Source organism: Aliiroseovarius sp. YM-037, from assembly GCF_048060095.1.
Classification (GTDB): Bacteria; Pseudomonadota; Alphaproteobacteria; order Rhodobacterales; family Rhodobacteraceae; genus JBLUOA01.
Genome location: NZ_JBLUOA010000005.1, coordinates 125121 through 137072, shown reverse-complemented (window position 1 = coordinate 137072; position 11952 = coordinate 125121). Strand labels below are relative to the sequence as shown.

The 11952-nt window shown below is 60.3% G+C and carries 13 protein-coding genes; 2 read left to right on the top strand and 11 right to left on the bottom strand.

Annotated features, from left to right (window positions below; genetic code table 11):
• Nucleotides 1–24 precede the first annotated feature (24 nt).
• The 5 genes from lptB to ACEWPJ_RS16210 form a co-directional block, all read right to left on the bottom strand.
• Complete coding sequence (gene lptB, locus ACEWPJ_RS16230) at nt 25–786, bottom strand: LPS export ABC transporter ATP-binding protein (protein WP_416514168.1); 762 nt, start codon at nt 784–786, stop codon at nt 25–27.
• Nucleotides 786–1289, bottom strand: a complete 504-nt coding sequence (locus tag ACEWPJ_RS16225; protein ID WP_416514167.1) for an LptA/OstA family protein — start codon at nt 1287–1289, stop codon at nt 786–788. The genes lptB and ACEWPJ_RS16225 overlap by 1 nt, the downstream gene beginning before the upstream one ends.
• Before the next feature lie 9 nt (nt 1290–1298).
• The gene (gene lptC / locus ACEWPJ_RS16220) at nt 1299–1907 is read right to left on the bottom strand and encodes an LPS export ABC transporter periplasmic protein LptC (RefSeq protein WP_416514166.1); all 609 of its coding nucleotides are present in this window, start codon (nt 1905–1907) and stop codon (nt 1299–1301) included.
• 93 nt (nt 1908–2000) lie between these two features.
• Nucleotides 2001–2612 carry a ribonuclease D gene (locus tag ACEWPJ_RS16215; RefSeq protein WP_416514165.1) on the bottom strand — a complete coding sequence of 204 codons (612 nt, stop codon included), beginning with the start codon at nt 2610–2612 and terminating at the stop codon, nt 2001–2003.
• A gap of 85 nt (nt 2613–2697) precedes the next feature.
• Nucleotides 2698–3465 (bottom strand): LamB/YcsF family protein, encoded by a 768-nt coding sequence (locus ACEWPJ_RS16210; protein WP_416514164.1) that lies wholly within the window; start codon nt 3463–3465, stop codon nt 2698–2700.
• A 157-nt stretch (nt 3466–3622) separates the two neighbouring features.
• Here ACEWPJ_RS16210 and ACEWPJ_RS16205 point away from each other — a divergent pair, with 157 nt between their 5' ends.
• Together ACEWPJ_RS16205 and ACEWPJ_RS16200 are read left to right on the top strand one after the other, a co-directional pair.
• A complete protein-coding gene (locus ACEWPJ_RS16205; RefSeq protein WP_416514163.1) occupies nt 3623–4612 on the top strand; it encodes a type I glyceraldehyde-3-phosphate dehydrogenase in 990 nt (329 codons plus the stop codon).
• 94 nt (nt 4613–4706) lie between these two features.
• Nucleotides 4707–5603: a hypothetical protein gene (locus ACEWPJ_RS16200; protein WP_416514162.1), complete on the top strand. Its 897-nt coding sequence runs from the start codon at nt 4707–4709 to the stop codon at nt 5601–5603.
• 64 nt (nt 5604–5667) lie between these two features.
• Here the strand turns inward: ACEWPJ_RS16200 and ACEWPJ_RS16195 are convergent, their stop codons facing one another.
• The 6 genes from ACEWPJ_RS16195 to ACEWPJ_RS16170 form a co-directional block, all read right to left on the bottom strand.
• A complete protein-coding gene (locus tag ACEWPJ_RS16195) occupies nt 5668–5997 on the bottom strand; it encodes a hypothetical protein (protein WP_416514161.1) in 330 nt (109 codons plus the stop codon).
• A gap of 190 nt (nt 5998–6187) precedes the next feature.
• Nucleotides 6188–6970, bottom strand: coding sequence for a carnitinyl-CoA dehydratase (locus ACEWPJ_RS16190; RefSeq protein ID WP_416514160.1), 783 nt, complete (start codon nt 6968–6970; stop codon nt 6188–6190).
• Nucleotides 6967–9000: an acetate--CoA ligase family protein gene (locus ACEWPJ_RS16185; protein WP_416514159.1), complete on the bottom strand. Its 2034-nt coding sequence runs from the start codon at nt 8998–9000 to the stop codon at nt 6967–6969. The genes ACEWPJ_RS16190 and ACEWPJ_RS16185 overlap by 4 nt, the downstream gene beginning before the upstream one ends.
• A gap of 12 nt (nt 9001–9012) precedes the next feature.
• The gene (locus ACEWPJ_RS16180) at nt 9013–10173 is read right to left on the bottom strand and encodes an acyl-CoA dehydrogenase family protein (protein WP_416514158.1); all 1161 of its coding nucleotides are present in this window, start codon (nt 10171–10173) and stop codon (nt 9013–9015) included.
• Between the two features lie 3 nt (nt 10174–10176).
• Nucleotides 10177–11172: a sterol desaturase family protein gene (locus ACEWPJ_RS16175; protein WP_416514157.1), complete on the bottom strand. Its 996-nt coding sequence runs from the start codon at nt 11170–11172 to the stop codon at nt 10177–10179.
• Nucleotides 11162–11926, bottom strand: a complete 765-nt coding sequence (locus ACEWPJ_RS16170) for a class II aldolase and adducin N-terminal domain-containing protein (RefSeq protein WP_416514156.1) — start codon at nt 11924–11926, stop codon at nt 11162–11164. Before ACEWPJ_RS16170 ends, ACEWPJ_RS16175 begins: the two co-directional genes overlap by 11 nt.
• Nucleotides 11927–11952 lie beyond the last annotated feature (26 nt).

Below are 11952 nucleotides of genomic sequence, written 5' to 3'. Positions count from 1 at the left end.
CGGCACCCGTTCAATTCGGCGGTCTCAGGAAATGCGAAAGCTGTGCCCAAGATAGACGCGGCGGACGTTTTCATCCTGCACGACTTCGTCGGCGGTGCCGCTCATCAACACTTTGCCGTCATGCAGGATATAGGCGCGATCCACGATTTCGAGGGTTTCGCGGACGTTGTGATCGGTAATCAGCACCCCGATACCACGGGTCTTGAGGTCAGCCACAAGGCTGCGGATTTCGCCGACGGCAATTGGATCGACCCCGGCAAAGGGTTCATCCAGTAGCAGGTATTTCGGGTCCGCCGCCAGCGATCGCGCGATTTCGACCCGTCGCCGCTCACCGCCCGACAGCGACAGGGCTGAGGCGCGGCGCAGGTGTTCGATGGAAAACTCGCTCAGCAAATCTTCAAGCCGTTCGCGGCGCTTGTGCTGGTCGGAATCGGTGATTTCGAGAATGGCGAGGATATTATCCTCAACCGTCATGCCGCGAAAGATCGACACTTCCTGCGGCAGATACCCGATGCCGAGCTTTGCGCGGCGATACATTGGCAGCGACGTGACTTCCCGCCCGTCGATCAGGACATGCCCGCCCTCGGGCATGACGAGACCGGCGATGGAATAAAAACACGTCGTCTTGCCCGACCCGTTCGGACCCAGCAGCGCGACAACCTCGCCCCGGCCCAGATGCAAGCTGACATCGCGGATCACCAGTTTCTTGCGATAGCTTTTGCGCAGGCTCTGGATGGTGAGGCCGGCGCTGCCTTCGGACAGGGTCAGATCGGGGGTCGCGGTCATCAGTTATCCCCGGATTGCAAGACTGTGCGCACGCGCCCGTCCATCCGCGCCGTTCCAGTGTTGAGGTCAAGCACCATACGGTTCGCGGACAGCGCATTTTGACCCTGTGTCAGCAGAACATCACCTGAGAGCACCACATTGCCGCTGTCGATTGTATAGACCGCTTCCTGCGCCTCGGCCGCCTCGCTCCCGCTCACCAGCACGACAGATCCTGTGGCGAGCAGCCGTTCGATCCGCCCGGCCGCATCGTCGCCGCTGGCGTATTCAACGCGGACTTCATTTGCCGACAGGCGCATGTCGCCTTGGCCGATCAGAACATTTCCGGTGAAGCGGGCAGAACCGTCGGCCTGATTCACCTCAAGCTGATCTGCGGTGATTTCGACGGGCAGGCTGCTGTCATGCTGGAAACCACCGAACGCAACTTCGGTTCCCTGCGCCGCGACCGCGCCAGCGGTCAGGCACATGAGCAGGGCCAGAAACGCCGCGCGCAGGTGAATAGCCATGTCATCCCCTCAATCTTCCGGCGTGTATACCAGCTTCACACCGCGCTTGAAAACAAGAACATAGGCATTGTCGTCGCCCTCTGCACGTTCAAGAATGACTTGCCCGGCGTTGAGCGTGCCAAGCGGCCCGGTTGCGGCGACCTCTCCTTCGGTTTCAAGAAGATGCCCGGTCAGTGCCGTGCGTAGCTGTTCCGTCTGAATGTCGTAGCCTGTCGACATGCGCACCTTCACGCTGCCCTCAAGCGTTGTCGTCTCGGCAGTGCCATCCAGCGTGCCGGTTTCGGATTCGATGTCGATGGTCAGCCCCGATGGCGTGTCGACCACGGCCTTTAGCGCGTCGGCGAGGATCATCTTCGAATCTGACGGATCGGGCCGCGCGGTGGTTGCAAAGACCGAAAGTGCGGCGCCGTCGTCGGTGACGCCGGAATAATGCGGCTCTGTAATGCGCGGTTCGCGGGCAAGCTCTTCTATATCTACATCGGCGTAAGGGATGGTCTGCCCGGTATTCATATTCCGCGAGAACAGAAACAGGGTCGACAACAGGGCAAGCGCCAGCAGCGGAAGAATGATCTTCGCCCACGCAATGAATCTGGAATAGCTGTTGTCGTAGGTTGCCATTCGTGCCTGTTGCCGCGGAATTGGCCCCGCCGCGTTCCTTTCTGCCGTCTTAGTCTATCAGCTATATGGGGGCGGCCAAAGCCGCCGCCCAGATCAGTGCGAAAAGATATCGATTTCCGGCCACCCTTCGAGGTCAAGCAGCGCCCGTGTCGGCAGGAAGTCAAAACAGGACTGCGCCAGTTCCATCCGCCCCTCGCGTTTTAGCCGCTCGTTCAGCTTGTTGCGCAATTGGTGCAGGTAAAGAACATCGGACGCAGCATAGTCGAGCTGCGCGTCGGTCAGCATGTCCGCCCCCCAGTCGCTCATCTGTTGCTGCTTTGAAATGTCGATGTCCAACAGCTCTTGCAGCAGGTTTTTCAGCCCGTGGCGGACTGTGTAGGTGCGGATCAGTTTCGACGCGATCTTGGTGCAGTAGACCGGGACGGTCAGCGCACCAAAGGCGTTGTGCATCGCGGCAATGTCGAACCGGCCGAAGTGAAACAATTTCAGCACATCGGGGTTCGTCAGCATCCGGCAGAGGTTCGGCGCGTCGGTCTGGCCTTTTTCGACCTGCACCAGATGCGCGTTGCCGTCGCCGCCCGACATCTGGATCACACACAGCCGATCCCGGTGCGGGTTCAGCCCCATCGTTTCGCAATCAATCGCGACAACCGGGCCAAGGTCGAGCCCGTCCGGCAGGTCATTCTTGTATAGATGGTTCGCCACGGGCGCCTCTCTGTCTCAAAACTCGGTTGGGTGTCTGATAGGGTCTTCGCTGGCCGACTTCAACGGTCGTTGCGGCGAGGCAGCGTCATGTCGCCGTGAAGGTTTTGATTTCAAAGCCCGCAGCGGACAGGTCTGCGTGAATCTGGCGGCCCATCGCAACCGCGCTGGGCCCATCGCCGTGGATGCAGATCGAATGCGCATTAAGCTTGATCGGCTCGCCCCCGACGGTTGGCATCAGGCCGGTTTCAAAAAACTCGATCAGACGGCTGCTGGCTTCGCCTGCGTCATGGATCATCGCGCCGGGGTCGCTGCGCGGGACGAGGGTGCCATGCGAGGTATATCCGCGGTCTGCGAAAATCTCAGAATACGTCTCTATTCCGGCTTGATTCCCTGCTATTTCAAGCTCTGTCCCTGAAATGGCAAGCAGCGCGGCGCGGCTGCCAAGCGCCGCCTTTGCCCCCCGAACAATAGCGCCCGCGATGTCCGCGTCATCGGCCCCCCAATTCGCCAGCGCCCCGTGGGCTTTGACATAGGACACCTCGGCCCCCGCAAGTGCCGCGATACCGCAAAGCGCCCCGGCTTGCGCGGCGACAAGGCGTTCAACCTCAGTCGCGGTCAGGGGAAGCCTGCGCCGCCCGAACCCCTGCTTATCCTCAAACCCTGGATGCGCGCCGATAGAAACACCGTTTTCCCGTGCGTTAGAGACTGTTTCGAACATCGTCGTCGTGTCGCCCGCATGGCCACCACAGGCGACGTTGGCGCTTGAAACGATCTTGAGCATGGCGGCGTCATTGCCCATGCGCCAAGGGCCATAGCTTTCGCCGAGATCCGCATTCAGATCGACTTGCTTCATTCCGCATCCTTTTCGTGAAACGCCGATAGTGCGGAAAGCGTCGCACCCCGACCCCGCAGGGTCAAGCCGTGCGACGGCGGACGTTGTGCATCTGGTTGACGATCCCGCAGGAAAGATGAACTGTCCGAAGGATCACGTCATCCGAAAGCGCACCCTCATGCCCAATCGTCCCATACGCATTGCGATCACCGGTTTCGGCCGGATCGGGCGCACGATTCTGCGGCTGGCGATGTCGAAGGCGGGTGCGGATATCGAGGTCGCGCTGATCAACGACGTCGCGGACCTTGAAACGCTCGCCTATCTGTTCAAATACGACAGCGTGTTTGGCCCCTATCCGGGGGAGGTTGCCGCGGAAGGTAATACCCTGATCGTCGATGGCACCGCGATCCCGTTCCATGCGCGAAACGATATCTCCGCCATTGATCTGTCTGGCGTCGATTTGGTGCTGGAATGCACTGGCTACGCCAATACAAGCGACGTGGCCGAACGCGGCCTGCGCGGCGGCGCGGGGCGGGTGCTGATTTCCGGCCCATCCCCGGCGGCAGATGTGACGGTGGTTCTGGGTGCGAACGAAAGCACGCTGGGCGATCAGGCGGTTGTCTCCAACGCCTCTTGCACGACAAATGCGCTTGCCCCCTTGCTGAAGGTTCTGGACGACGCGTTTGGGATCGAAAGCGGCCAGATGACAACGGTGCATTGCTATACAGGCAGCCAGCCCGCGGTCGACATGCCACGCGGCAATCAGGCGCGAAGCCGGGCGGCGGCGCTGTCGATGGTGCCGACGACAACCTCAGCCGCGCAATTGATCGGAGATGTTTTGCCAGACCTCGCCGGCAAGGTCGAAGCGCGGGCGCTGCGGGTTCCGACGGCGAGCGTATCTTGCATCGACCTGACCCTGATGCTGTCTGGAAATCCCGATATTGACGCAGTCAATCAGGCTCTAACAAAGGCGGTTGGGCCGGTGATCGGGTTGACCCAAGACGCGGTCGTTTCAACCGATATGCGGGCGCGACCGGAATCGATCGTGATGATGCCAGCGGAAACGTCGGTGTCGAAAGGGGGGCTTGTCCGAGTGTTCGGCTGGTATGACAATGAATGGGGCTTTTCCAACCGGATGTTGGACGTCGCGCGCCTGATGGTGGGGTGAGCTATCGCTTGCGTGGCCGAACCTGCGCCCCCTATAAATGGCCACCGAGCGATGGCCAAACAGGCGTAACGAAAAGAACCCGAGCAGGACGTATATGCTGACGCCTTTCACGATTTGCTATCATCTTGGTGCGCCGCACACGAACGAAGATCTGGTCGTCTGGTCGCTTAGAAAGCAGCCCGGTCTGTCAAGGGATCGCGGCGTATTCGTCCCGCGCCCGCGCCATTACCGCACCGCCATCATCGAAGCCGCCGCCGACCTGCGCGGGGAGCCTGCGACAGAAGAGTTTCAGCGCGATCTGCTGACCAAGATGCTGGGCGAAGTCGATCAAAGCACGATTAACCGCCTGATCCTGTCGAGCGACAATTTCCTGAGCTTCCCGGCGCATGTGTTTCAATCAGGCGGTCTTTACATGAAGTCCGGCGAAAAGACGCGGTGGATGCGCAATCTGTTCCCGGATAACCCCTGCGAATTTCACCTTGCCATCGTCAACCCGGCGACCTTTGTTCCCACGACCTTCAACACCCGCGAACGCCAATCCTACGAGGCGTTTATGGACGGCACACCGCTTCATGATGTTCGCTGGTCTTCGGTCATTGAGCGGATACGGGACGCAAACCCCGACTGCCTGATTACCGTGTGGTGTAACGAGGATTCGCCCGTCGTTTGGTCCACTGTCCTTCATGAACTCGCCGGGACGGATTTCAACACCGAAATGCTCGGAAGCCTCGACATCGTAGAACGGATCATGACGGCGGAGGGGTTTGAGCGGTTAACGCAATACCTGGCGGATCGGGATTTCCTGAACGAAGTCCAACGGCGGGAGGTGATCGCGATCTTCCTTGATAAATACGCCGACCCCGACGCGGTTGAGGCCGAGATTGACCTGCCCAACTGGAACGATCAGACGATCGCCGCGCTGACCCAGCTATACGAAGAGGATATTTCGCGGATTGAGCGGATGCAGGGCGTCGATTTTATCGAACCGTAGTCGCCGAAAGAACAAGGCCCCCAGATCACTCCGGGAGCCTTCGTCGTCTTGGGAGGATGGCTCGTTACTTGTCAGCGGCGTCTTCGGCCTCAAGCAGCGCGTCAAAGATCGCTTGTGCACGGTCGTTCACAGCACCTCTGGTCGAAACAGACGCGGCGTCGGTTGAAAGGTTGATGTTGCTTTCAACACCGGTGTCGGTTTCAGCAGCCAGAGCGGTGTGGATCGCCACGGCCCGGGCATTCGGCGCATTGTCGCTATCGAGGAAAACGCGGGCTTCGTTGCCCAAATTGTCAGCGGCGAAGTGGCGAAGTGCGAACTCGCTTGCAGCAGTGCCAGAAAATGCAGGTGCGGCGACGCCAAGTACGAGTGCGGATGTGAGCATGATGCGTTTCATTATGTGTTCCTTTTCAACTGTCGTTTAACTTTGCAGGAAGCTGTTTTCGCCTCCGATGAGTTGGATTTGGGAACGGGGTTCGCTCACTACAATGCACAGACGCGTGAGCGATGCGCGAAGTTGGTGCGTTGATGCACAACCGGGTGTGCAAGGTGGACTGAAACTTTTTAGGACGCCTTAAAAATAGCGCTTAGCGGCCCTTCCAGACCGGATCGCGCTTTTCCGCAAAGGCCCGCGCCCCTTCGATTTGGTCCTCGGAACTATAAAGGCGATCAACACTGGCGAGCTGTCGGCCGGTAATCCGGTTCATCGCGTCCTGAAACTTTGAATCTTCAGCGTCGCGCACGATCTCTTTGATCGCAGCGTAGACAAGTGGTGGGCCGGAGGCGAGCAGTTCTGCCACCTCGCGCGCCCGCGCGATCAGTTTGTCTGGCGCGACGATTTCATTGACCAGCCCCCAGCGGTGCGCTTCTTCTGCATCGAACCACCGACCGGTCAGCAAAAGCTCCATCGCGATGTGATAGGGGATGCGTTTGGGCAGCTTGACGCTGGCCGCATCCGCCACAGTGCCGGAGCGGATTTCGGGCAGGGCAAAGGTGGCGTGGTCGGCGGCGATGATGATGTCAGCGGACAGGGCAAGCTCCAACCCGCCGCCGCAGGCGATGCCGTTGACCGCCGCAATCACCGGCTTGTTCATATCGCGCAGTTCCTGCAAGCCACCAAAGCCGCCGACGCCGTAATCCCCATCAACCGCGTCGCCCTCCGCCGCCGCTTTCAGATCCCAACCGGGGCAGAAGAATTTTTCGCCCCCGCCGGTCAGAATCGCGACCCGCAGATCAGGATCGTCGCGAAATGCGGCGAAGACTTCGCCCATCTGCCGACTGGTTTCCAGATCAATGGCGTTCGCCTTGGGACGGTCCAGCGTGACCTCAAGGATGGCGCCTTGGCGGTCCGTTTTGATGGGGTTGGTCATGGGCTCTCTCTCAGCAATGCGTCGGCGATCACGGCACGGGTTGGCGTCAGGATCAGTGGGTTGACCTCAAGTTCCTCGACCGCGTCACCGTTTGCAAGAACATAGGATTGTATCGCGAGGATCGCGGTGCAGGTTGCGGCGATGTCGATGGGCGGCTGGCCCCGATAGCCACCAAGGATCGGCGCGATCTTCAATTGGGTCAGGGCGTGTTCGATGCTTGCCGCGTCGACGGGTAGAAGCAGAGTGACGCTGTCTTGCAGGATTTCGGTCAGCGTGCCGCCCGCGCCGATGGTCAGAAGGAAGCCATGCGCGGGATCGCGGGTGATGCCAACGAGGAGCTCCGTGATCGGATCTTGAACCATCTCCTCGATCAGAAAACGCTCACCGGGCATTGTTTTTGCCGCGGTCGTGACAGCCTCAGGAGTCCTCAGGTTCAACGTGACCGCACCATGTTCAGATTTATGCGCCAGCCCCAGCGCCTTTAGCGCGACCGGAAAGCGAAGGGTCGACGCAGCCATCGCAACATCAGCGATGCTGTCTGCGATCGCGTGCGGTGGGACGTCGGCGCCGAACGTTGCCAGCCGTGCCTTCGCCGTCGCTTCGCCAATAATAACCGGGTTTGACGGTGCGTCGGTGAGGAAGAGAGGTTGCGGGTTTGGCTTCGAGATGGACGCGGCCGCCGCCGCCGCCGCAAGTGCCTCGTCCAAGCCGCATAGCGGGACAACCCCGTTTTGCCTGAGCGTCAGCGCCACCTCCTCCGGCATCAATTCCGGCAAACTTGCCACCATCGCGACGTTCGCACCCGTTTGTGCCTTTGCCGCTATCGCCGCCTCAATCGCCGAATCCCAATCCGACATATCGCAGCGGTCGCCGCGTGGGAAATCGACAACCAGTAGCGTCAGCGCCAGCGAGGGGTCCATCATCGCGGACCACGCCGCTGTCATCGCGCCCGCGTCGCGCCAGATATAGGTGTGGTAGTCGAGCGGATTTGCCAACCCCACCATCGGTCCCAGCGCCGCCGCCAGCCCCGCCCGCTGGGTGTCATTCAACGGCGGGAAGGTCAGGTTCCGCGACACTGCACTATCCGCGACAAGCGCCGCTTCACCCCCCGAACAGCTGATCGACGCGATGCGGTTTGACGGTAAGCGGCCCGTCACGTGCAGCAGCTTCAGCGTTTCCAGAAAGGTTGGCAGGCTATGCACCCGCGCGATCCCTAGCCGGCAGAGCAAGGCATCCGCCCCCGCGTCCGATCCGGCGAGCGATGCGGTATGCGTCACTGTAGCAGCCTGCGCTTGGTCGGATTTGCCAACTTTCAGCGCGACAAGGGGCGTGCCTTGGGCGTTGGCTTTGGCGGCCAGTGCTTCCCAAGCCCGCAGATCGCTGAACCCTTCGATGTGAAGCCCAATCGCCGTCACGCGCGGATCGTTCAGCAGCGCGGCGGCGATGTCCGCCTGCGTGATTTGTGCTTGGTTTCCGGCGGTCACGATATAGGCGACCGGCAGGGCGCGGGATTGCATGGTGATGTTAAGCGCGATGTTCGACGATTGCGTTATGATTGCAACGCCGGTGTCTTCGCGGATAAGGCCATGCTGGTCCGGCCACAGCATCGCCCCGTCAAGCGCGTTGATGAAGCCGTAGCAGTTCGGCCCGAGGATCGGCATATGACCCGCGGCGGAGAGGAGGTCGGCCTGAAGCGAGGCGGCGCTAACGTCCTCTGCCATTGCTTCTGCGAACCCGGAGGCAAAGCAGATCGCACCGCCCGCGCCGATGGTGTTGAGCCCGGCCACCGCATCGATTGTGCTGTGCCGATTGATCCCGATGAACGCGGCATCGGGCGCGTCGGGAAGGGCGCTTATGCTGGAATAGGCTCTGAACCCTTCGATTTCCGTCGCCGTCGGGTGGATCGGATACACCGCCCCCGAAAAGCCTAGGGATTTCGTGCGTCCGATCACCTGCCGGCACCACGCGCCACCTCCGATCACGGCGAGCGACTTCGGGCGGAACAAGCGATCAAGGCGGCGCGAACTCACAGGGGCATCCTGCTATGCGCCAAGCGGGCGCAGCAGATCCCGCGCGATGATATGGCGCTGAATCTCGCTGGTGCCGTCCCAGATGCGTTCGACACGGGCATCACGCCAGAACCGTTCCAGCGGATAGTCGTCCATCAGCCCCATCCCGCCATGCACCTGAATCGCCGCATCGGTGACGCGGGCGAGCATTTCGCTGGCATAAAGCTTTGCACTCGCGATTTCTCGGTTGGCGGGCAGTCCCTTGTCCAGCCGGTCGGCGGCAGCAAGAGTCAGAAGGTCGGCGGCGTCAATCTCGGTAATCATGTCGGCGATTTGAAACCCGACGCCCTGAAATTTACCGATGGGCTGACCGAACTGTTGCCGTTCAGCGGCGTAGCTGAGGGCATAGTCGAACACCCTCCGCGCGCGGCCGACGCACATCGTTGCGACGGTTATTCGGGTGGCATAGAGCCATTCATTCATCACATCAAAGCCGCCATCGACGATGCCAAGCACCTGCGCATCCGGCAACCGACAATCGTCAAATTCGAGGATCATGTTCTTGTAGCCCCGGTGGCTGACAGAGGCATAGCCATCGCGGATCGTGAAGCCCGGCGTGCCGCGATCGACCAGAAAGGTCGTGATCCGTTTCTTGGGGCCGCGCGGGGTCTGATCCTCGCCAGTGGCAACAAAGACGATGATGAAATCGGCGTGCTCCGCGCCTGAGATAAAATGCTTCGTCCCGTTCAGTACCCAATCGCCGCCATCCCGCCGCGCACTGCATTTCATGCCGCGCACGTCGGACCCGGCGCCGGGTTCGGTCATGGCGAGCGCGTCCATCTTTTCGCCCCGAACGGCCGGCAGCAGATAGCGGTCTTTCTGATCACCCTCGCAAGCCATCAGGATATTCTGCGGCCGGCCAAAGAAATGGGTCAGCGCCATCGATCCCCGGCCAAGTTCGCGTTCGACCAGCGCGAATTCGAGGTGGCCAAGCCCTGCGCCGCCTACATCTTCCGGAAAATTGCAGGCGTAAAAGCCAAGCTCCTGCGTTTTTGCCTTGATCCTCTCCGCCGCATCGGCGGGAACTTCCCCGGTGCGTTCGACGGTGTCTTCATGTGGGTAAATTTCGTTTTCGACAAAACTGCGCACAGTGGCGACGATCATTTCCTGCTCGTCCGTCAGGCCGTATTGCATCAACTACCTCGTATACATCTGTTTTTTCCGGGCGCGGGTTTCATCCGTCGCCTGCGCGGTGCCGTCATGGTAGCTGCCGAACCACCGATCCCAAGGCATTTCGACCGTGCCGTAGTTACATTCAAAATAGCGATGGTGCAGTTGGTGAAAGAACACCCCCATCCGCATCTGCGGATTTTCCTTTACGACAAGGTTTTCAAACCCCGAATGGGAAAAGACCGGGTGCGTCGATTGCACATAGCCGTGGAACATGACGTGCAGCGGGTGGCTTGGCACGACCAGATGGATCAGGAAATTCGTGTAGAACAGGACGTGTTCGATCGGATGCATGGAAATGCCCGACCACGGCCCGACATTGACGTTCCGATGGTGCAGCGAGTGCGCAATTTTATAAAGCGGCGGCCAGTGCAGCAGGCGGTGAACCCAGTAGAAGTGAAAGCTGCTCCAAATCGGGATCAGGACGAAGAAGGCGATGAACCAGATCGGGTTGTCGGGAAACAGCATCGTCGGCGCATAGCCATTCGCCATCGCCCAGAACACGCCGATCTGGGCGAGTGTCCAAAGGGTGATGCCACTGACGATGTGCCAGAACATGTTGTCATGCACTTGGTTGCCGAAGGTGAACGTGCCATTGTCACGGGCCTGATCGCGGGGGTCGAATTTCGTGGCGTCTCCCTGACCTTTGCGGGTGATCAGCCAGTAGTGGAGCACCCCGGCGCAGATGCATTGCGGCACGAGGTTGGCAAGCCAAACCCGCGCCATCCAGCCGGGGGCGAGGGTTTGCATTTCCGGCAGGCTTGGCAGGATTGTGAAATAGGCGAGAAAGGCGATCACGAAGCACAAGGTCGTCGTCGAAATCTCAAACCAAAAGGCACTATACCAGCGGAAAATGGCCTTCGGCTGCGGCGGCCAAAGGAAAAGCGGATTCTGCGCGATGGGCGTCGGGGGGCGGTGATTCCAGCGTCCGGCCTCCCGTGCTTCGGATGCGTCAGTGGGCATAATTCGACCCCTCCTCGTCCAGAATGGCTTTCAGCTCGGCAAGATGCCGATCCGCTTGATCGGGATAGTCGTCAAGCTCCTGCGCGGTCTTTTCGGCGATGTTGTCGGACAACACGCGCAAGGGCTGCCCGGTTTGCAGGGCGCGGATGTATGTCTCTGCTGCCCGCTCGAAATAATAGAGCCGGTTGAACGTGTCCGCGACCGTATCGCCGATGACCATGACGCCATGGTTTCCCATGATCATCACCTTCTTCTTCGGGTCATCAAAAAGTCGGGCGCAGCGTTTGCCCTCTTCCTCAAAAGCAAGGCCGCCATAGCCTTCGTCGATCACATAACGGTTGAAAAACGTCGCGCAGTTCTGGTCAATCGGCGGCAGGCGGCTGTCCGCAAGGCTTGCCAGCACGGTCGCAAAGACAGAATGGACATGCATCGCGCAGCGGGCATGCGGGCAGTGCCGATGCAGTCCGCCATGCAGCCCCCAAGCGGTCGGATCGGGCGCGTTCGGGCCTTTCAGCGTGTCGGGATCGTTTGCATCGACGACAATCAGATCGCTCGCCCTTATCCGCGAAAAATGTATCTGGTTCGGATTCATCAAGAACTGCGTGCCGTCATCGTTGATCGCAAGAGAGAAGTGATTTGCCACCGCCTCGTGCCAGTTCAGCCGCTCCGCCCAACGGAACGCGGCGGCCAGATCGACCCGTTCGGGCCAGTGATCCATATTGGTCTGCGCCCGCAGCTGAGCCGTTTGAGTCATGGTCGCCTCCTCCTCGGTTCTCAGTA